Origin of the sequence: Vibrio sp. 10N.239.312.D08 (assembly GCF_041466145.1) — a bacterium.
GTDB lineage: Bacteria > Pseudomonadota > Gammaproteobacteria > Enterobacterales > Vibrionaceae > Vibrio > Vibrio crassostreae_C.
This window is the reverse complement of record NZ_JBFSSD010000012.1, coordinates 45,982-66,192: the sequence shown is the minus strand read 5'-3', so window position 1 is coordinate 66,192 and position 20,211 is coordinate 45,982. Positions and strand designations below refer to the sequence as shown.

Genomic DNA, 20,211 nt, shown 5'->3' with positions numbered 1-20,211 from the left:
AACGGCTCGAATAACAAGCGCTGCCGTTAGCAAAGTTAATTTAATTGCGTTCATCATAAAGAGAGCGCCCTCGTTATGAAAGGGCGTATCGGGATAAAGTCTGTAAAATGATATTGCTTGTCTTTTGAGAGATAGTTTTCTGCAATGAGAAAACACTGCAGATCAACACAAATTGATTGGTGCGTTAATCAACATTCTCCTGTGAATCCCCTCTTTAGATAAACAGTGCCTTATAAGCTTGCTCAATCCCTTCAATCAACATCTGCATACCGATTACCGCGAGTATCAACCCCATCATTCGAGTAATCACGTTCAGTGCGCTTGGTCCAACGGCTTTAACGAAGCGCTCGCCAAATACGACAGCAGAATGTATTTAATCTTAGATACAAATAATTATTAGAAATAGATAGTAGAGCAAGTGTGAATAAAAAACAGCCAGCATAAGGCTGGCTGTTTGGTTTTAGTGATAGGTGTAGAGTTTTAGTCGTCCGTTATTGCTTGATTCTCAACTAACAGACTCTACATAACAGGCAGATTGTGGGACTCACTTTGTCGTTATGCGTGTTGAGATTCACTCACTGCCACAGCCAATGCAACCGTCGCTCCGACCATTGGGTTGTTGCCCATGCCGATGAAGCCAATCATCGCCACGTGAGCAGGAACTGAAGAGCTACCTGCGAACTGAGCATCAGCGTGCATTCTGCCCATGGTATCGGTCATGCCGTAAGACGCTGGGCCTGCTGCTACGTTATCTGGGTGCAATGTTCGACCTGTACCGCCACCTGAAGCAACTGAGAAGTATGGAAAACCTTGGCGAGTGCGTTCTGCTTTGTAGATACCCGCTACTGGGTGTTGGAAGCGAGTAGGGTTGGTTGAGTTACCCGTGATACTCACATCCACTTCTTCTCTGTGCATGATAGCCACACCTTCACGAACATCATCAGCGCCGTAACACAAGATGTCGCCGCGAGGGCCTTGTGAGAAACGGCGACGTTCTGTTTCAACAAGTTCACCTGTTTGGTAATCGTATTGAGTGCGCACGTAAGTGAAGCCGTTGATGCGTGAGATAAGATAAGCGGCATCTTTACCTAGGCCATTTAAGATCACTTTCAATGGGTTTTGACGTGATTTGTTGACGTTTAGTGCGATTTTGATCGCACCTTCTGCTGCAGCAAAAGATTCGTGACCCGCAAGGAAGGCGAAGCAGTGACTTTCTTCATTGAGAAGACGAGCGGCTAGCGCGCCATGTCCAATACCAACTTGGCGTTGTTCAGCAACACTGCCAGGTTTGGTGAATGCTTGAAGACCTTCACCAATAATATTAGCGGCTTGTTCTGCGCTGGTGGCTTTACGAAATAGCGCCAGTGCTGAGCCTAGGATATAAGCATCGGCAGCGCTTTCAAAAGCGATAGGTTGGGTGTCCATCACTAATGCTTTTGGGTCGACATTATGTGATAAACAGTATTGGTTTGCTTGCTCCAACGAGTCGAAGTTCATTTCTGCCAATACGCGAGTTACTGATTCATTAAATTGAGTGTTCATCATATCTTTCCTCTAAATAGGCAAAATTACTGTTGGCGTGGGTTAATAGTGGTCACGGCTTCATCGAAGCGGCCATAGGTCCCTGTCGCAAGGTCGGCCGCTTCATTCGCTGGCACGCCTTGGTTAATCGCCTTCATCATTTTGCCGAGGTTGAGATATTCGTAGCCAATCACTTCGCTGTGATCATCAAGTGCAAGCTTGGTTACGTAACCTTCTGCAAGCTCTAGGTAACGAACGCCTTTTGCTGCGGTTGAGTAGCTGGTGCCAACTTGGCTGCGCTGTGTTTGACCTAAGTCTTCTAGTGCTGCGCCGATCTCTAGGCCACCTTCAGAGAAAGCCGACTGAGTTCGACCGTAAACAAACTGCAGGAAGATTTCGCGCATCGCGACGTTAATCGCGTCACATACCAAGTCAGTATTCAGCGCTTCTAGAATGGTTTTTCCGGTGAGGATTTCCGCAGCCATCGCGGCAGATTGAGTCATACCTGAACAACCAATCGTTTCGATTAATGCTTCTTCGATGATGCCGTTTTTTACGTTAAGAGTCAGTTTTGCAGCACCTTGTTGTGGTGCACAAGTGCCAACACCGTGGCTTAAGCCAGAAATAGCGATGACATCCTTTGGGCTAACCATTGCGCCTTCAACTGGAATTGGAGCTGAATTGTGAAGATCACCCCTTTGAATAGGGCACATTGATTGAATTTCTGAAGAGTAGTGCATAATGTTTTCTCACTTATAGAGCCATTTAAGGCCTAGGGCGTTGAGAAAACAGGACGTGTTGGAAGAGGTGCGGCTAATTCACTACAGATCTTGAGTATCGATAATCCAAAGGTGTCATGGAACTTGGTCTTAATAGACTAAGTCCATTTCAAAATGGAGGAATAGCGATACGTCCAACAGTATTACCTGTTTTCGATTCTGTAGGAGTCATTAGCACTGTTCGGAAAGAACGGGCGGTTGAAGCAAAAGCTTAGGTGGAACCCCATCACCTGATGGCTATAGATTAGATCTTCCTCACACTTTCATGCAAGCGAATGTTGAGAGCGATTTCGACTATAAACAAGCTTCATTATATTTCGATAAGTATAAAAAAACGCCAATAACGAACTCTGATTAGAGGCGTCATTGACGTTTTTTAGAAAGGTATCAGCTAGTTAAGCTGCATCTTCTTCTGCGTCTTCAACAGCTTCAAGCTTCTTAGCTTTTTTCGGAGCTGGCTTACGCTTAGCACCTAATGCGTAAAGAACTTCTTCTTTGTTCTTCGCTAGGTACATTGCAAGTTCTTCTTGCTTGCCTTCATCTTCAACTAAATCGCTTTTGCCTAACAGTTCAAAAAGCTCATCAGCCATATCCAGCATTTTGTCGTATGCGTCAGCTTCGGCTTTAGAGGTAAAAGTCATTTTCTCTTCTCCGTTGCGTTCCACCACGTACTTGACGATAACAGCCATGGTTAATCCTCTAAGTTTGATAAATTTTACTGGCTTTTTATACAGTTTCTGATGTTAAAAGTCCAGTTGGAGCCCGTACTATGCGGCCTCCATCTTGATGTGCCGCCCAGTCTTCACAATAACTCATGAAAGATTTCAGCAGTGGGCTTTGATATTTGTCTTTATGGACCAGCATCCAGAATCGGCGTTTCATATCAAGTGGCACATTAAGCGCTTTTACTCGGCCTGAATCGATCGCTCGCTGAGCAGCTAAACGAGACAAACAGGCAAAGCCAAGACCGGCAGAAACAGAGTTGATGATTGCTTCTGTGGTGTTGAGTTCAAAAGATTCATACCAATGTTCGATACGCGGTGCGACTGCACGAAGGAAAAACTCGCGAGTCCCTGAGCCTGATTCACGTAGAATCCAATGGCTGTCTTCTAAATCGCTTAAAGTCACTTTTTCTTTTGAAACGAGAGGATGTTGATTACTAACAATAATACACATTTCATCGCTGCTAAACTGACTCGAAATGAGTTCAGGGTGTAATGTTTTTCCTTCAATTAGCGCGATATCAAGTTCATAATCCACCAACTTTTGGCAGATCAGTGCACTGTTTGAAATGAACAAGCTTTGATCCTGATGTTGAGTTCGTTCGCGAAAGCCTGACAAAATAAACGGTGCGACCTGATTACCAATCGTGTCACTCGCGCCGACCTTTAGATTGCCACTTAAAGGCTGATCATCACGGAACAAAACATCAATACCAGCAGCACGATGTAATATTTCATCCGCCAATGGAAGTAACTTATGTCCCTCTTGGTTGAGAATTAATCGGTTGTTGACCCGGTCAAATAGAGAGTGGCCGAGTTGTTTCTCCATTTCGCCTAGTGCCATGCTGACCGCAGCTTTAGACAGAAACAGAGCCTCAGAGGCAGCAGTCAATGTCGAGTGCTGAGTAATAGTGACGAACACTTTGAGCTGTTTTATTGAAATATTAGCCATCAGATTCCTAGTTTTACTCTGCTGGTGAAAATGGATTCTGTTCAGTATTGATGAACACTTGTTATATATAATTGGATATTGTTTAACGAAGCGCAAGCGTATTATGGCTTCAACAAGCTGATGAGTTCACAAGTTTAGTGAATTAGGTTTAAGAGAGGCTGACATGATTCAACGTATTAAATATAGATTAACAGGAGCTCCAACACCCATGGCAGGGTTAGCACTCGCAATTGCAAGCTTAGGCTGGTGTTGGGATGGTGTTCTAGTCGCACAAGGTATCTTACACACACCGGGTTTGGTGCAGTGGATCAGTGCTGGCATTGCGGCGGTATTACTTCTTGTTTTTGCTGTGAAATTTTTTATTCATGGTCACCTATTGCGTGAAGATCTTGCTCACCCTGTTGTCGGCAGTGTGGTACCAACATTTGCAATGGGGTGCATGGTGGTGTCAGCGTCTTTGGCGCCAATCTCTCAATTCTTACAAGAAGCTATGTGGTTGGCTTCTGTGGCTTTGCATGTTGTGTTTCTAATGAGCTTTTTGTACCACAGAGCTAAAAACTTTGAGATTCACCACATGGTGCCAAGCTGGTTTGTGCCACCGATCGGTATTATCGTCGCTGACGTCTCTTTCTCAGGTAATCCAGTTTTAGAGCCAGTAGCTAACGCGACTTTGGTATTCGGCTTATTGGTTTACGCAGTAATGCTACCAATCATGGTTTACCGTTTGATCTTCTCTCACGAAGTGCCAGATGCTGCAAAACCAACCATTGCGATTATGGCAGCACCGGCAAGCCTATCTTTGGCGGGTTACTTAACCGTTACTGCTAACCCTTCACCTGTGATCATTGGTTTACTATTTGGTATTGCAGTGTTGATGACGTTAATTATCTATATGGCGTTTTTCAAACTACTTCGTCTTCCATTTAGCCCTGGTTATGCAGCGTTTACCTTCCCAATCGTGATTGGTGCAACAGCCTTGTTCAAACTGGCTGCGTGGATGCAAGCACAAGGTATTGAAGCGCATTACATCAATCAAGTGTTTGGCCTAGCGTATCTAGAATTGATTGTGGCAACGTTTGTAGTGGGTTATGTGGCGGTTCGTTATTACATGAATTACAAACCTCACCGTGTTCTAAGCGCGGTAGGCAGTAGATTGTAAGAAGCAATAGTTCAAAAGATAAACGGAGCTTAAGTTTTCAGTATTTCATAAGCTTATATTCCTAATCCAAACTCGGCACTTATGCTAATCTGGCTTTATATTGTGGCAAGATTAGCGTGAGTGCACTTTGTTTACTGTTTACCATTCCAATAAAGTCGATACTTTAAAAATTCTTCTCGTTCACTTAATCAAAAGTGACCCTTTAGCCAATCCTTTCGAAAAAGAGCAGATCTTGGTTCAGAGCCCAGGTATGTCTCAATGGCTTAAGATGGAACTCGCCAAAGAGTTTGGTGTAGCAGCAAATATCGATTTTCCTCTTCCAGCAACCTTCATTTGGGATATGTTTACCCAAGTGCTTCCTGACGTACCGAAACGCAGTGCTTTTAACAAAGAAGCGATGACGTGGAAGCTAATGAGTTTGCTACCTGCGAAGCTTGACCACCCTGATTTCTTACCCCTACAGCGCTATCTTGAAAACGACGAAGACGGCTCTAAGTTGTATCAATTAGCCGAGAAAGTTGCCGATATCTTCGATGGCTACTTGGTGTATCGACCTGAGTGGATGGCGATGTGGGAAGCGGGAGAACCCGTTGCAGAATTGATTGATAGTGAAGGACAACAAGAGCACCCTTGGCAGCCGATTTTGTGGAAGGCACTCTACGATCAAACGCTCTCTCAAGGCCAATCGAAATATCACCGTGGTAACTTGTATCACGACTTCATTGAAGCGTTAGCTAATCAACAAGGCCAGTTACAACACCTGCCGAAACGTCTGTTTGTGTTTGGTATTTCGTCACTGCCTCCTCGCTACATGGATGCCTTGAAAGCGCTTGGCGAGCAGATTGATGTCCACCTGATGTTTACCAACCCTTGCCAACATTACTGGGGCGATATTCGTGACCGTAAATACTTGGCGAGAGTGGAAGCGCAGCGTCGTAAGCAGTTTGCTTTGGTTGATGGTTTACCTCAGCTAGAAGGCGAAGTCTCACCATTAAAAGATGGCATTGAAGCCAATATTGAAGACGAACTGCATACCAGCCAAGCTGTCGGTAATAGCTTGTTGGCGTCTATGGGTAAATTGGGCAGAGATAACCTGTTTTTGCTATCTCAATCAGACAGTGAAGAGCACGAGTTCTTTATTGATGTAGAGAGAGACAGCCTGCTGCATCAACTGCAAGCCGATATTCTTGAGTTAGAAGAGCACCAAGACGATCACATCTTAGACTCCAGCAACCACAAACAAGTGGTTGAGCTGGGCGATCGCTCATTGACGGTACATGCTTGTCACAGCCCAATGCGTGAGGTTGAAGTTCTTCATGATCAGCTGTTAGCAATGTTTGACGCTGACCCGACATTAAAGCCACGCGACATTATCGTGATGGTGGCAGACATCAATGCTTACAGCCCTGCGATTCAGGCGGTATTTGCTAATGCTCCGGGTGAGCGTTATATCCCTTACTCGATCTCGGATCGAACGGCAGACCAAGAGAGCCCGATTCTGACCGCGTTCATGCAGTTGGTCGCGCTACCGAATACGCGTTGTTTAGCGTCTGAGTTGTTAGAGCTACTAGAAATCCCAGCGATGATGGCACGCTTTGGCATTGATGAATTTCAATTCGAGCAAGCTAAGCAGTGGGTTGAAGAAGCAGGCATCCGTTGGGGTGTCGATTCGTCTACCGCAACTGAGTTTGATTTGCCTGCCACCGAGCAAAATACCTGGCTATTTGGTATCCAGCGAATGTTATTGGGTTATGCGATGTCGGATTCTGCGGGTCTGTTTGAAACCGAACACTCTCCAATTGCAGCTTATAACGAAGTTCAGGGCATTAACGCTGAACTTGCAGGTAAGTTAGCGCACTTTATTGACCGTATTGCCCATTACCGTCAACGCCTTACTGAGACGCAATCCATCGATATGTGGCGTGAAACCTTGCTGCAAATGATTGACGATTTCTTTGCCGTTGAGCTAGAAGGCGAGGTGGTGCTTAAGTCGATTCGTGATGCACTTTCTCAACTGAATGAACAGCTTGATGATGCCTTGTACGAACAAGAGCTATCGCCAAGCATCATTTATCAGTACTTAAACAATAAACTGTCGGGCGCCCGTATCAGTCAGCGTTTCTTAGCGGGACAAGTTAACTTTTGTACCTTGATGCCGATGCGTTCTATTCCGTTCAAAACCGTCTGTTTGTTAGGCATGAATGATGGGGTTTACCCTCGCTCAATGCCGCCAGAAGGTTTTGACCTGATGAACGGGCGCACTCGACCTGGTGATCGTTCTCGTCGTGATGATGACCGTTACCTATTCTTAGAAGCGATGTTGTCGGCGCAAGAGTGTTTATACATCAGTTATGTCGGCCGTTCGATTCAAGATAATACTGAGCGAGTACCGTCGGTATTGGTTTCTGAGTTGATTGAGTACTGCCACCAGAACTACTGCCTAAGTGCAGATCAAGCGTTACCAAGTGATGATTCTGGTATCAAACTGACTCAAGCAATCAGCTTTGAACACACCATGACACCATTTAGCCCAGCAGCCTTTACCCAAGGTGATGCAGGTCATGTATTGAGCTACGCCAAAGAATGGCTTCCTGCGGCAAATCGTTCTGGTGAGCGCAGTGGTGAATTCAATCGCGCTTTGGATGACTATTTGCTTGGTGCGAGCTATCCGTTTGAACTCGATTTGGTTGAGCTACAGCGTTTCTGGCGTTTGCCGGTGCAATACTTCTTTAATCGCCGTCTAAAAGTCGTGTTTGAGCCACCGCTTCCGGTAATGGAAGACGACGAGCCGTTCGTGCTTAATGGCTTAGAAAGCTTCCAGCTTAAAGATGCGCTGCTGCAAGTGTTGCTGGACCACCCAGAAGGCGCAGACGAAGCGGTGCGACTGTTTGTCTCTGAGCAAAAAGCCCAAGGTCGATTACCGGTCGGCGCCTTCGGTGACATCGAATTTGAAACCAACCGTGTTCAAGCGGAAGACTTAGCCAAAGAGATTAGATTTGTGAGCGGATCACCGCAGCAAGATCTCGAAGTGAATATCGAGTTTGACGTGTTAGGCGAAGGTAAGCCTGTTCGCTTGATGGGGTGGTTAACTCAAAACTATCAATCAGGTCTAGTGCGTTTCCGTAGCGGCAAAATACGCTCTCAAGATTACTTGGCTGCGTGGATTGATCATCTATCCTGCGCTGTTATGGGACACGGAAAAACGACCCATATTATTGGCTATGACAGAAAAGAGGGCGTGGTTCACCAAACGCTACAACCTATCGGCGATGCGCAGCAAGCGAAGAGTATATTAGCTGAGTTAGTACGACTGTTTTATCAAGGTATGACTGCACCATTGCCATACTTCCCGAAAACGGCATTAGCTGGTGTTGAAGCGGGCTTTAGCCGTGGTAAGTGGGTCGATGATGAAGAAAAGTCACTCAAGAAAATGGCCGATACCTTTAATGACAGCTTCGCCTTCACGGGCGAGGGTAGAGATACCTACATCTCACGAATCTGGTCTAAATGGGACGATGAATTGGCTACTGAGTCGCGTATGTATTCAACGCTTGTGCTACAGGCGGCAAGGTTGGCTGCTGCCGATCTGGAAGATCAGGAGTAGGTGGCTGTGATCGACAAGATCAATAGCGAGTGCGTTGAATTAATGAAAGACAAAAGAGAGTCGCTGGTAAGCGTTTGGTACGCTTGCTTTCAAGATGAAGGGAATCAAGGTGAATAGAAGCAAGGTACAGGAAATAAAGTGGCCGCCAGTAAATCATTATTAGTGTAGGGCGTTCGCTGTACGGCCACAGGTCAGAGGGACCATTATTCTGTGGTTCAAAGTAACGCCGTAAAGTACAAAACTCGTACGCGCTCCTGAACTCGTGGGCGCATAGTAGCGAGGCGATCCGAATTGATCCGTGAGAGAGATCGCACTAACTATTAACAAATCAGCGTAGGACGTAAATTGAATGACGTTTTCCACGCTAGGTCACATTTGTAACAATAGTCACATTTTTAACAGACTCATCTATCAAAAGGCAGTAAGGCATGACGACCACAAGCAGTGTTCAGGTAATTGCTCCACAGACACTCAATACCATGACGTTTCCACTTCATGGCGCGCGTTTAATTGAAGCATCAGCGGGTACAGGTAAAACATTTACCATCGCTGGCTTGTACTTACGCCTACTGCTCGGGCATGGCACGGCCGCTCCACAAGGTGATCTGACTGAAGCCACTCGACACCATGAGCCGCTAACCGTAGACCAAATTCTGGTGGTGACCTTTACTGAAGCAGCTACGGCTGAGCTGCGAGATCGTATTCGTGCTCGTATTCATGATGCACGCATTGCGTTTGCACGTGGGCAAAGTGACGACCCAGTGATTGCGCCTTTGTTACAAGCCATCGATGATCATGCTGGCGCGGCTAAAACTCTGCTTAACGCTGAAAGACAAATGGATGAGGCTGCGGTATACACCATTCACGGTTTCTGTCAGCGAATGTTGACTCAAAATGCTTTTGAGTCTGGAAGCCGCTTTGATAACGAATTTGTGACCGATGAAAGCCACCTAAAAGCACAAGTAGTTGCTGACTATTGGCGTAAACAGTTTTACCCGCTACCTATTCAGCTAGCAGGTGAGGTGCGTAATATCTGGGGTTCACCGGCTGCATTGTTAGCAGACGTCAATCGTTATCTGACGGGTTCTCCATTGAAGCTAACCGTCGACGCGATGTCGGGTGATTTGCAAACTCTACACAATCAGAACCTAGACAAAGTGAAGCAGCTTAAAGCACTGTGGTGTGAGTCTGAAGCGGATTTTTTAGCTTTGATCTCTGGTTCGGATGTGAACAAACGTAGCTACACCAAGAAGTCTCTGCCGACATGGCTAGAGGCGGTGACGGCATGGGCGCAAAGCGACACTCATGATTATCAATATCCAGATAAGTTAGAGAAGTTCTCGCAAGCGACTCTCATTGAAAAAACACCGAAAGGCACTGCACCTCAGCATGCAGTTTTCGGAGCGATTGAGGATTTCTTAAATCACCCAGCTGATTTGAAAGCTCCGTTATTGGCGCATGCGATTACTCATTGTCGAACTATGCTCGCCAAGGCGAAACAGCAAAAGCAGTGGTTGTCGTTTGATGACCTACTGACCCAGTTATCTGCGTCGATCGATGTCGATGAGCAGTCACTGCTGGTGGAAAGGATTCGCACGCTCTACCCGGTGGCGATGATCGATGAATTTCAGGATACCGACCCACTGCAATACAGTATTTTTAGCCGAATCTATCTTGATAATCCGCAGTGCGGCTTGTTTATGATCGGTGACCCAAAGCAGGCGATTTATGGCTTCCGTGGCGCAGATATCTTTACCTATATCAAGGCGAGAAACCAAGTTAGTGCTCACTACACCTTAGGCACTAACTGGCGCTCAAGTGCCGATATGGTCAGTGCAGTAAACCAAGTGTTTATGAATTCGGACAGCCCGTTTATCTACGATCAAGACATTCCATTTTTGCCCGTTGCTGCCAGTCCATCAGCCGACAAACGCCAATGGGTGATGAACGGAGAAACTCAGCACGCACTTACCTTTTGGCTGCAAGAGGCGGAAGATAAGCCATTACCGAAAGGCGAATATCACAAAGCCATGGCTGAGGCGACGGCGAGTCAAATTCAAACCATTCTGACCGCTTCTCAAAATCAACAAGCCTATTTTGATAACGGCAAAAAACAACATGCTGTGAATGCGGGTGATATTGCAGTCTTGGTTCGAACCGGCAGTGAAGGTCGTCTGATTAAGAACGCGTTGTCGGAACAAGGCATTGCGAGCGTGTATTTATCCAACCGAGACAGTGTGTTCACCAGCTTGGTCGCACAAGATATTCAACGTTTGTTGCAGGCGGTGCTGACACCTGAAAATGACCGAGCATTACGCGCCAGTTTAGCGTCGGAGTTGTTTGCTCTGGATGCCGCATCATTGGATGAACTCAACAACGATGAAGTGGTGTGGGAAAACGTCGTTAACGAGTTTAGAGAATATCGTAAGTTGTGGCTTCAGCGCGGCGTGTTGCCAATGCTTCGCAGCGTGATCAGTAAACGACATCTCGCGGAACGCTTACTGGAAGAAGAAAATGGTGAGCGCTCACTCACTGATTTAATGCACATTGGCGAATTGTTGCAACAAGCAAGACAAGAACTCGACAGTGACTATGGCTTGTTGCGTTGGCTGGCTGAAGCAATCTCAGATGCACAAAATGGTTTAGGTGGCAGTGACGACGACATTCAACGCCTTGAATCAGAAAGAAACTTGGTTCAAATCGTTACCATTCATAAATCGAAAGGCTTGGAATATGACTTAGTATTTTTGCCGTTCGTTGCAAGCTATCGTGAAGCGAGTGAAGGTAAGTTCTACGACCATGACTCAGATACCACGGTACTTGATATTACGGGTAGCGATAGTGCCTTAGCTCAAGCCGACAAAGAGCGATTGGCGGAAGACTTACGTTTGATTTACGTGGCGCTGACTCGTGCTGTTTATGGATGTTTTATTGGCATGGCACCGCTACGTAAAGGGCGTTCAACCAAAGAGCCGACCGGCGTTCACTTGAGTGCCATGGGCTATTTGGTTCAAAACGGACAAGAGCAAGGCATCGCCGAGTTGCATCAAGCTCTATCGGCTATTGAGGGTAAGAATTCCAGTGTGCTGTTAGCCGAAACACCTACCGCTCACGAACAAATTTTTGTGCAAACAGAGCAAGTGAGTGACGACTTACAGGCCAGTGAACTTAAGGCTTCAATTGACCGAGCTTGGCGTATCACCAGTTACTCGGGGCTTGTCAAACAGGGCAGTCACGGTGCGAGTCATGACGCGACCATTGAGGTGTCTGGTTTTGATATTGACTCGGCTGATGAGCAGGATGAGTCTGAGTTGATTGAGCCTGAACGCTCTATCTTTACGTTCCCTCGTGGTGCTCGCCCAGGTACTTTCTTACACACCTTGTTTGAGGAGGTTGAATTTACCGAGCCAGCAACCAGTGAACATAACACGCAAGTAATCACTCACTTATTAGAATCAGAGCAATATGAATTAGAGTGGCTACCTGTGCTTCAGCAACTGGTCGATACAGTGCTGAACACCGCATTAGACGGCAAGAACTTAAAGCTAAGCGAGAAAGACTCGACGCAACGTTTAGTTGAGATGGAATTCTTACTGCCGATCGAAGTATTGGCTGCATCTGAACTGAATCAAACCATTCAATATCACGATCCATTGTCAGCCAAAGCGGGCGATCTAGGTTTCCAAACCGTGCAAGGTATGTTGAAAGGCTTCATCGATTTGGTGTTTGAGCACCAAGGTAAATACTATGTACTCGACTGGAAATCGAATCACTTAGGAGATGATGTTGCTGTCTACCATGGCGAGGCATTGAAATCGGCGATGGCCGACCATCGCTATGATTTGCAATATCAAATCTATGCATTGGCGTTGCACCGTTTCTTACGCAGCCGCGTTGCCAATTACAGCTACGAACAACATTTTGGTGGCGTGTACTACTTGTTCTTACGAGGAATGGACGGCCAATCTCAGCAAGGTATTTTCTCGGCGAAACCAACACTGGCTTTACTTGATGAAATGGATCAATTGATTGACGGTAAAGTGATAGACAGACGTTCGGCACAATTGAATGACGATGAAACTGGACAGATGGGGCTTTTATAATGACAACAACGACCACTAATACCGGCATAGATACTGCGAACACAGCAAAGCCAGTTTCACTTATTCCTGAGCAACTGATGGATGTACTCCAGTTTCTTGCGGATAAGGGTTCTATTCGTCAGTTGGATTATCAATTTGCCCGTTTTCTTGCTCAGCAAGCCACGAGCTACCCTCAAGAGATCGGCTTTCTCGCGGGGGTAGTGAGCCATGAATTAGGCAAAGGACACATTTGTACTCAGCTTATACAGCAGCATACGACAGGCCCTGAACTAGCGGCAGATCTTGCTCAGTTACTTGGGTTATACGGTGAAACTGCACTGCAATTGAACCAAAAACTGTTGGGTATTGATTGGGTGGCTGTGCTTCAATCATCAAACTTAGTGGGAACAACCAATGACTGTGTTAAGCCGCTGATGTTTGATGGGCAGCGTGTCTACTTACAGCGTTACTGGAACTATGAGGTTGTGCTGGCTGACACCTTAAATCGTTTAAGTAAGCCGGTAGAGTTCAATATTGAACAGAAAAAGGCGCTGACGGAAACACTCAATCAGCTCTTCGCACGTAGTTATCTCTTTCTGTTTAACGCCTTAGCCAAGGCTGAAGCAAATCAGCAGACGTCTCAAGTACTGCGCCAACAGCTGGTGTGTGATCATCTTGATATTGTCGATGAGCAATCTTTGAATTGGGGCGCAATTGACCAAGCGATTGTTCAAGCCAAACAGGTAACAGACTTAGATTTTCTAGACAGCTTGGTACCGCTATCGGTATGTTTGAATTGGCAAAAAGTCGCGGCAGCGGTGGCGTTAAGTCGACGTTTTGCGGTTATTTCTGGCGGACCGGGCACCGGTAAAACGACCACGGTAACTAAGTTGCTTTCGGCTATGGTCGAGCAATCGCTCAGCCAAGGTAAAACACCGACGATCAAGCTAGTGGCTCCGACAGGTAAAGCGGCGGCGCGTTTAACTGAGTCGATTGGTAAAGCGATAGAACAACTGCCTTTAGTACCTGAAGTGAAGTACAACATACCGACTGAATCCAGTACCTTGCACAGATTGCTCGGCGCGATTCCTAATCGTGCAGAGTTTAGACACAACCGACGCAATCCACTTCATCTTGATATTTTGGTGGTGGATGAAGCATCGATGGTTGATCTGTCGATGATGTATAAGCTGGTGGATGCACTTCCTGAGCATGCAAGGCTCATCTTATTGGGTGATAAAGACCAACTTGCTTCAGTAGAGGCAGGTGCTGTGCTCGGTGATATCTGTTCATTCAACTCTGTTGGTTACAGCAGTGCGCAAGGCAACTTGATTGCGGAGATGACAGGCTTTGATGCGATAGCTAAACCAAGACAAGACAAAGCTGGATCGGTGAATCCGCCTGCGATTGCAGATAGCTTGTGTATGCTGCAGAAGAGTTACCGCTTCGACGCGCGTTCAGGTATCGGCCAACTGGCTAAAGCAATCAATAATGGTTCTGCGAGTCAGGTGGATCAAGTCTTTGCTAAAGGATTTGGCGATATCGAAAATCATCCCCTGTCGAGTGACAGCTATAATTTGATGCTGCGTACCTTGGTTAACGAGTATGGTGCGTATCTCAACCGAATGAATGTGCCGCTTGAAGAGCTAGAAACCCAAGAAGCGCGAGCGAAGTCGGTGCTCGATTTGTTCAGTCAATGTCGACTATTGTGTTCTATTCGTGAAGGGGATTTTGGTGTTAAAGGCCTCAACCACAGAATCGAAAGGGCGCTTGCCGCAAGACGTTTGGTGAATCCGCACAACGATGAATTGTGGTATCACGGGCGACCAGTCATGGTGACGCGTAATGATCATGGTTTAGGTTTGTACAATGGTGATATTGGTATCTGTATGCTCGAAGCCGATTCAACGACTTTAGAGTCAAATAGTGCGAATTCCACACCTAGACTGAAGGTGTATTTTGAGTTGCCAGATGGCAGCGTGAAAGCCGTACTACCAAGCCGAGTACCCGATCATGAGACCGCTTATGCGATGACCATACACAAATCTCAAGGCAGTGAGTTTGATCTGACCTTAATGATCTTGCCACCTGATTTCAGCCCTATTTTAACGCGGGAGCTTATCTATACTGGTATTACACGTGCGAAGAAACGACTGATGATGTTCAGCGATACCAACGTGTTGAAGCGTGGGATTAAGGTGAAAACAGAGCGAGTGAGTGGTTTAGGCAGTCGCTTAACGAATTAGTCGTCAATGGCCGCTAGAAAAGGGCTTGAACTTAGAGCTAGATAAACACAAAGCAACCATCCCTGGTTGCTTTGAACGTTATTAAGACTCTTTGCTTAAAAACGCTCGAGTAAACGATATATGGTTTATCTTGTACTTTGCTTGGCAATTCAAAATAAACTCTTTTAGATTCTCGCTAACAGGGAACACGCAGTGTACGTCTAGCCCTTCTAAGAATTGGTTATCAGCCATATCCCAAAAACTTTGCAGCGAGTTACAAACAATGGTTCTCATATCAATGTTGCTCTTTTTGCTGTTTATATTAACGAGCAGAGCTAATGGTTAGTATGCTGACCGTCAACGGGTATAGCAATCCGTGCAGTGACCATCTCAATGAGTTCGATATGACTATCGAGATGGCAATTCCAATAAAAACATTTGTTAAGATTATTAAAGCGTCTAAATTCTATACAATTATACGTGTGAGTGAAAGTGCATAGTTAATAAATCTCATATAGAAAACGATTACATTTGCAATTATTTTTCTGTCGAAGTGAGATTGTGCTCCAAAACTTTATTTATACGTTGAGCGCCAAGATCTTTGAGTTTCTCTGATAGTTGTATAACCCCTGTTTTTCCATCGGTAGTTCATCAACTCCGATCTCGTAAAACCCTTGTTCACGGAACCAATGCAGGCTATGTGTGGTTAAAACGAAAATTTGGTCGATATCACGAGACTTCGATTGATGACGCATGTAGTCCAGTAATATTTGCCCGCGGTTGCCATCACGATAATCAGGATGAATAGCCACACAAGCCATCTCCGCCATATGATCTTCCGGATACGCATATAGTGCAGCGCAACCAATAATCAGTCCGTCTTTTTCGATAATCGTAAAGCGGTGAATCTCTTGTTCCAATTGTTCTCTTGAGCGACGAACGAGAATGCCTTGTTCTTCCAAAGGACGAATAAGGTCAAATATGCCACCAATATCGTCAATCTGAGCTTGTCTTACTTGCTCGGCACTAGCCATGACCACTTGGGTTCCAATACCGTCAAAAGAGAACAACTCTTGGATTAATGCGCCATCTACCTTGTAGCTGATTAGATGACAACGAGGCACACCAGCTCGACAAGCGGAGATCGCTCCTTTCAAGAAGCGCAGTGTTCCTGTGCTCATGTCTTCGGCAGGATTTTGAGATTCCGTTAATCGTTCTAGAATTTGCTTGGCATCTTTAGGGAAGAGTTCGGCGAGCACGTTACCGCGTTCATCTGTTACCCCTTGTTCGGAGCAGAAGCCAATCAGCTTGTCGGCCTTTAGACGAATAGCAACTTGGGTAGCGACCTCTTCAGAAAGTAGGTTAAAGCTTTCGCCTGTCACGGAGCTGGCAATAGGGCCAAGCAGTACAATTGAACCTTGGTCAAGCGTGCGATTGATCCCTTCGATATCGATTCGACGAATACGCCCGCTATGGCAATAATCCGTACCGTCATCCACGCCAAGCGGTTGAGCCGTAATGAAGTTACCACTCATAACATTGAGTTGAGTGCCTGCCATCGGCGTGTTGTTTAAGCTCATTGAGAGGCGTGCGGTGATGGCAAGTTGAAGCTGTCCAGCAGCCTGCATAGCAACGCCCAAAGAATATTCATCAGTGACCCTAATATTCTTGTGATAAGGCGTATGGCAATCTTGCTTGGCGAGCAATTGGTTGATCTGCGGTCTTGCCCCGTGAACGAGAACAATCTTTACTCCAAGGCTGTGGAGCAAGGCTATATCACTAATAATGTTACCAAAGTTCCTGTCGGCAACGGCTTCGCCTCCCAGCATAATGACCATGGTTTTGCCACGGTGAGCATTTACGTAAGGGGTTGATTGTCTGAAACCTTTTACTAGCGCTGTACTTCTTAATTTCACAGAACAAGTCCATTTTGTTTATTTATTCGATAATTTAGCATTTAAATTCAAATGTAAACAACACCTTTTTGGAATAAAGCGCAAACTATTCTTATCTAGGCTTCAATATATAAACTGTCTCAGTGTAGAATGCGCATAGCATCCTTATGAGTAGTCACCGAATGCAACAAGCTCCAGCAACAAAGAACAAAATCGATGAGATAACCAAAGGTCTCTACAGCGAAGCTGATCAGCGCAATCAATCTAAGTTGAAGCGTAAGATCATTGAACGCTGTTTAATGGTTCTAGCCTTAGTGGGTTCGTTTGCGGTGGTTTCTTTGTTCGGCGATGTGCTTTCCCGAGTGCAAAATGCGGCGACGCCCGACAATCTGATATACGGCACTTGGATAGAGCAAGATGTTGCACATTATGCGACCGATGAGTTTGTTCTGAATGCTAATGGTGTGTCAGTTCGTGGGTCTGTTGTTTCGACGAGCTTTGACTTTGATGGAAACTACTTTGAATACAAGGCGGGTGATAAAACCTATCGCTTCCGCATGACCAATTCTGACAATACAGAAATGGTGCTCGATTCTGACAGTCACTACAATCCCATCTTCCGCCTTAAGGGCCATATCGATAACTCCGTCCGATAGGTTATCTTCTTGTAAACTCTTACAATCTAAGATTGTGTTATCTGACTGTTTTTGTCATCCTCGATGCATAGAATTTTTAGGATGACTCTTGTGATTAAAAAATGGCTTCCCCTTGTCGCTGCCTCTTTGTTATTTGGCTGTGCTCAACCCACTGATCTTGCTCAGCAACACCTTGATGACGAATTTCCTCGCACCTTGAATAAGGTCGATCAGGTTGAATCCAATAAACCAAGAGACTACACCGCATTTGCAGAACAAGCTGAGATGGTGGTTTCTAAATCCCCTTCGATGGCTAAAATCTATGAGCCGCTTTATCAACAACTCAATGAGTGGGCGATGCTGAGTGGAGATCCAAGCGAGCTAGCGAATTTTGGCGTTCAAACCGCTCAACTAGGTGGTGGTGATAAACAAGGCAATGTTTTGTTCACGGGCTACTTTTCTCCTGTGATGGAGCTGCGCCACGAAGCGAATGAAGAATATCGTTACCCTGTTTACGGGCTTCCTGAGTGTGGTAAAGAGTGTCCAACACGCCAAGAGATTTACAACGGCGCACTAGAAGGTCAGGGCCTTGAGTTAGGTTACTCAGCAAACCGTATCGACCCATTTATGATGGAAGTACAGGGCAGTGGATTTGTACACTTCGGTGATGATGACACGCTGCAGTATTTCGCCTACGCGGGTAAGAACAATAAAGCTTATGTGAGCATTGGCCGTGTTCTGATTGAACGAGGCTTAGTTCCACGCGAAAAAATGTCGCTAAAAGCAATCAAAGAGTGGGTATTGGCAAACGATCCTGAAGTGGTCAAAGAGCTGCTTGAGCAAAACCCTTCTTTCGTTTTCTTTGAAGCGAGAGACGACCTATCGGTAATGGGCAGCGCGGGCATTCCTCTATTACCGATGGCGGCGGTAGCGGGCGATCGCTCTATCTTACCTATGGGAACACCGATTCTTGCTGAGGTTCCACTACTGAATGCTGATGGTACTTGGAGCGGCGCTCATCAACTAAGACTGCTATTGGTTTTGGATACGGGCGGCGCGGTTAAGCAAAACCATTTGGACCTTTACCACGGCATGGGCCCTCGAGCGGGTACAGAAGCGGGCCATTACAAGCATTTTGGTCGTGTGTGGAAGCTCGGTTTAGATGGCAGCGCAACTGAAGCGCCTTGGGCTTTGCCTCCTGAAAAGGTTGAGTAAGCTACAATAAAATAGGGCATTGAAAGCGAATCGCTAATCCCCTAGACTTTTTATTCAAGAGTGCGTATAAAACGCACTCTTTTCTTTTTCTCAGAAATAAATTGGCGGCAACAATGCGTGAATTGACCACTCCAGCTTCAGAAAACTATGACCAACGATTTGGTGGCACCCGTCGCCTATATGGCAATAGTGAAGTCGACATACTTAGAGCAGCACACGTGTGTGTGATCGGTATTGGCGGTGTAGGTTCATGGGCGGTTGAAGCGCTTGCTCGTACTGGTTTAGGTGAGCTGACTTTGATCGATATGGATGATGTGTGTGTGACCAACATCAACCGTCAGATCCACGCAATGTCGGGTACCGTTGGTAAAAGCAAAATTGAAGTGATGGCAGAGCGCGTTAAGCTGATTAACCCTGAGTGTAAAGTTAACCTGATTGACGACTTTATCGGCCCTGATAATCAGGCTGAATACCTATCGAAAGAGTTCGACTTTGTATTAGATGCGATTGACAGCATGAAAGCTAAGGCTTCACTGTTGGCTTATTGTCGTAGCAACAAAATCAAGGTGATCACTACCGGTGGTGCGGGTGGTCAAATCGATCCCACTCAAATCAAAGTGGCTGATCTGACGAAGACGATTCAAGATCCGCTCGCGAAGAAGCTAAAAGATACCCTTCGTCGTCATCATAATTTCCCTAAGAATCCAGCACGTAAGTTTGGTATCGATTGTGTGTTCTCAACTGAACAGCTGAAATACCCTCAAGCTGACGGCAGTGTATGTGCTGCGAAAGCGACAGCAGAAGGTCCAAAACGCATGGATTGTGCGACGGGTTTTGGTGCGGCAACGGTTGTAACAGCGACGTTTGGCTTTGTGGCTGTTTCACGTATCGTCGAAAAGCTGATTCAAAAGCACGCTAAGTAACGTCTTCTACTCAATTAACAATCGACTGGATATTAAAATGACCACATTCCCAAGCTCTCCATTCGGCACTGAAATTACCAGTGATGATATTGTCGCGAAAATGCAGACATTCAGCGGCTGGGAAGACCGTTATCGCCAAGTGATTCAATGGGGTAAGAAACTGCCAACGATGCCTGATGAACTGAAAAGTGAGCAGGTGATTGTCTCTGGCTGTGAAAGCCAAGTGTGGTTGGTTTCTCAGAATATCGATGGTGTTTGGCACTTTTGTGCTGATTCTGATGCGCGTATCGTTCGCGGTCTGATTGCATTAGTAATGGCTGCGTATGATGGAAAAACATCAGAGCAGGTTCAAGCGTTCGATATTGATGGTTACTTTGAACAAATCGGCCTAATTACCCACCTTAGCCCATCTCGCGGTAATGGATTAAAAGCGATTGTTGCTCAAATCCAAGAGCTAAGTGCTTAATATCTCCTTGATACACAGAAGCAAAAAGGGTTG

At 45.9% G+C, this 20,211-nt stretch carries 14 protein-coding genes, 1 pseudogene and 1 riboswitch; of the genes and pseudogenes, 8 read left to right on the top strand and 7 right to left on the bottom strand.

Annotated features, from left to right (window positions below; genetic code table 11):
* Positions 1–214: 214 nt before the first annotated feature.
* From AB6D58_RS08885 to AB6D58_RS08865, 5 genes and pseudogenes are all read right to left on the bottom strand, one after another.
* A pseudogene (locus AB6D58_RS08885) lies at positions 215–358 on the bottom strand (MarC family protein); the annotation flags it as partial.
* 197 nt (positions 359–555) lie between these two features.
* Positions 556–1,545: a GGGtGRT protein gene (locus AB6D58_RS08880; RefSeq protein WP_372157039.1), complete on the bottom strand. Its 990-nt coding sequence runs from the start codon at positions 1,543–1,545 to the stop codon at positions 556–558.
* Positions 1,546–1,568: 23 nt separating this feature from the next.
* The gene (locus AB6D58_RS08875; protein ID WP_017071044.1) at positions 1,569–2,261 is read right to left on the bottom strand and encodes an iron-sulfur cluster assembly scaffold protein; all 693 of its coding nucleotides are present in this window, start codon (positions 2,259–2,261) and stop codon (positions 1,569–1,571) included.
* 194 nt (positions 2,262–2,455) lie between these two features.
* Positions 2,456–2,540: riboswitch (Fluoride riboswitch) on the bottom strand.
* Between the two features lie 155 nt (positions 2,541–2,695).
* A complete protein-coding gene (locus tag AB6D58_RS08870) occupies positions 2,696–2,989 on the bottom strand; it encodes a YebG family protein (RefSeq protein ID WP_008223840.1) in 294 nt (97 codons plus the stop codon).
* 37 nt (positions 2,990–3,026) lie between these two features.
* A complete protein-coding gene (locus AB6D58_RS08865; RefSeq protein WP_372157037.1) occupies positions 3,027–3,974 on the bottom strand; it encodes a LysR family transcriptional regulator in 948 nt (315 codons plus the stop codon).
* A 208-nt stretch (positions 3,975–4,182) separates the two neighbouring features.
* Between AB6D58_RS08865 and AB6D58_RS08860 the strand changes: the two genes are divergently transcribed.
* The 4 genes from AB6D58_RS08860 to recD all read left to right on the top strand — a co-directional run bounded on the left by AB6D58_RS08860 (position 4,183) and on the right by recD (position 15,065).
* The gene (locus AB6D58_RS08860; protein WP_372157064.1) at positions 4,183–5,133 is read left to right on the top strand and encodes a TDT family transporter; all 951 of its coding nucleotides are present in this window, start codon (positions 4,183–4,185) and stop codon (positions 5,131–5,133) included.
* A 127-nt stretch (positions 5,134–5,260) separates the two neighbouring features.
* A complete protein-coding gene (gene recC / locus AB6D58_RS08855) occupies positions 5,261–8,737 on the top strand; it encodes an exodeoxyribonuclease V subunit gamma (RefSeq protein ID WP_372157035.1) in 3,477 nt (1,158 codons plus the stop codon).
* A gap of 428 nt (positions 8,738–9,165) precedes the next feature.
* Complete coding sequence (recB, locus tag AB6D58_RS08850; protein ID WP_372157033.1) at positions 9,166–12,840, top strand: exodeoxyribonuclease V subunit beta; 3,675 nt, start codon at positions 9,166–9,168, stop codon at positions 12,838–12,840.
* Complete coding sequence (gene recD, locus AB6D58_RS08845) at positions 12,840–15,065, top strand: exodeoxyribonuclease V subunit alpha (RefSeq protein WP_372157031.1); 2,226 nt, start codon at positions 12,840–12,842, stop codon at positions 15,063–15,065. Before recB ends, recD begins: the two co-directional genes overlap by 1 nt.
* A gap of 81 nt (positions 15,066–15,146) precedes the next feature.
* Here the strand turns inward: recD and AB6D58_RS08840 are convergent, their stop codons facing one another.
* On the bottom strand, positions 15,147–15,338 hold the full coding sequence (locus AB6D58_RS08840; protein WP_004735192.1) for a hypothetical protein: 192 nt from the start codon (positions 15,336–15,338) through the stop codon (positions 15,147–15,149).
* A 284-nt stretch (positions 15,339–15,622) separates the two neighbouring features.
* Complete coding sequence (gene argA, locus AB6D58_RS08835; RefSeq protein WP_017064194.1) at positions 15,623–16,960, bottom strand: amino-acid N-acetyltransferase; 1,338 nt, start codon at positions 16,958–16,960, stop codon at positions 15,623–15,625.
* A 161-nt stretch (positions 16,961–17,121) separates the two neighbouring features.
* On the opposite strand from argA, the gene AB6D58_RS08830 reads away from it, so the two are divergent.
* From AB6D58_RS08830 to csdE, 4 genes are all read left to right on the top strand, one after another.
* Positions 17,122–17,595, top strand: coding sequence for a DUF2850 domain-containing protein (locus AB6D58_RS08830; RefSeq protein ID WP_017064193.1), 474 nt, complete (start codon positions 17,122–17,124; stop codon positions 17,593–17,595).
* 81 nt (positions 17,596–17,676) lie between these two features.
* Positions 17,677–18,789, top strand: a complete 1,113-nt coding sequence (gene mltA / locus AB6D58_RS08825) for a murein transglycosylase A (protein WP_017064192.1) — start codon at positions 17,677–17,679, stop codon at positions 18,787–18,789.
* A 113-nt stretch (positions 18,790–18,902) separates the two neighbouring features.
* Entirely contained in the window at positions 18,903–19,712 is an 810-nt protein-coding gene (tcdA, locus tag AB6D58_RS08820) for a tRNA cyclic N6-threonylcarbamoyladenosine(37) synthase TcdA (protein ID WP_017059899.1), read from the top strand.
* A 37-nt stretch (positions 19,713–19,749) separates the two neighbouring features.
* Positions 19,750–20,178: a cysteine desulfurase sulfur acceptor subunit CsdE gene (gene csdE, locus AB6D58_RS08815; protein ID WP_017059900.1), complete on the top strand. Its 429-nt coding sequence runs from the start codon at positions 19,750–19,752 to the stop codon at positions 20,176–20,178.
* Positions 20,179–20,211 lie beyond the last annotated feature (33 nt).

Excerpts from the sequence above, each read along its gene's own strand:
- AB6D58_RS08880 (WP_372157039.1), bottom strand. The coding sequence starts at position 1,545 with ATGATGAACACTCAATTTAATGAATCAGTAACTCGCGTATTGGCAGAA.
- AB6D58_RS08865 (WP_372157037.1), bottom strand. The coding sequence starts at position 3,974 with ATGGCTAATATTTCAATAAAACAGCTCAAAGTGTTCGTCACTATTACT.
- AB6D58_RS08840 (WP_004735192.1), bottom strand. The coding sequence starts at position 15,338 with ATGAGAACCATTGTTTGTAACTCGCTGCAAAGTTTTTGGGATATGGCT.
- tcdA (WP_017059899.1), top strand. The coding sequence starts at position 18,903 with ATGCGTGAATTGACCACTCCAGCTTCAGAAAACTATGACCAACGATTT.
- mltA (WP_017064192.1), top strand. The coding sequence starts at position 17,677 with ATGACTCTTGTGATTAAAAAATGGCTTCCCCTTGTCGCTGCCTCTTTG.
- recD (WP_372157031.1), top strand. The coding sequence starts at position 12,840 with ATGACAACAACGACCACTAATACCGGCATAGATACTGCGAACACAGCA.
- AB6D58_RS08870 (WP_008223840.1), bottom strand. The coding sequence starts at position 2,989 with ATGGCTGTTATCGTCAAGTACGTGGTGGAACGCAACGGAGAAGAGAAA.
- recB (WP_372157033.1), top strand. The coding sequence starts at position 9,166 with ATGACGACCACAAGCAGTGTTCAGGTAATTGCTCCACAGACACTCAAT.
- AB6D58_RS08875 (WP_017071044.1), bottom strand. The coding sequence starts at position 2,261 with ATGCACTACTCTTCAGAAATTCAATCAATGTGCCCTATTCAAAGGGGT.
- AB6D58_RS08860 (WP_372157064.1), top strand. The coding sequence starts at position 4,183 with ATGGCAGGGTTAGCACTCGCAATTGCAAGCTTAGGCTGGTGTTGGGAT.
- csdE (WP_017059900.1), top strand. The coding sequence starts at position 19,750 with ATGACCACATTCCCAAGCTCTCCATTCGGCACTGAAATTACCAGTGAT.
- AB6D58_RS08830 (WP_017064193.1), top strand. The coding sequence starts at position 17,122 with ATGCAACAAGCTCCAGCAACAAAGAACAAAATCGATGAGATAACCAAA.